Raw genomic sequence first — 502 nt, forward strand, 5'->3', positions numbered from 1 at the left:
GGTGATGGACCCCAAGACGTCGCTGGAGACGTGCGAGAACGCGTTGCGTGAGCTGATGCAATACCGGTACCGGGCGGAGATCGGCGAGGACTGGCTGGCGACGGTCTCCAACAGTGAGCAGCGCCGTTCGTGGAAGATGCGGCATGACGCCGAGCAGAAGGTGCGCCCGGGCGTGGCGTCGCTGCCGCCGCTGGGCCTGGCCTACAGCGATCTGACGGATCTGGTGACGATCGCCCGGAAGTATTGGTCCGAGCTCGATGGCGCCTTGGGCGAGCAGGAGATGACACTCCCGCTGCTGGTGCGGTTCGACGAGCTCAGGAACAGCGTGGCGCACAACCGTCGGCTGGTGGCGTTCGAGAGGGAGTTGCTGGCGGGGATCGCCGGCCAGATCCGAAATCAGGTGACGATCTACATGAGCAGCCAGGACCCGTCCGGGGAGTACTACCCCCGCATCGAGAGCATCACGGACTCCTACGGGCACACCTTCACCCCGAGTGACCTC

1 protein-coding gene is annotated in these 502 nt (G+C 65.3%); it reads left to right on the forward strand.

All coding sequences use genetic code 11. The features are described from left to right. Nucleotides 1-502: hypothetical protein (locus FK268_RS24610; protein ID WP_205124556.1), on the forward strand; the 502-nt coding region annotated here is incomplete at both ends.

Origin of the sequence: Tsukamurella sputi (assembly GCF_007858445.1) — a bacterium.
GTDB classification, from domain to species: domain Bacteria; phylum Actinomycetota; class Actinomycetes; order Mycobacteriales; family Mycobacteriaceae; genus Tsukamurella; species Tsukamurella sputi.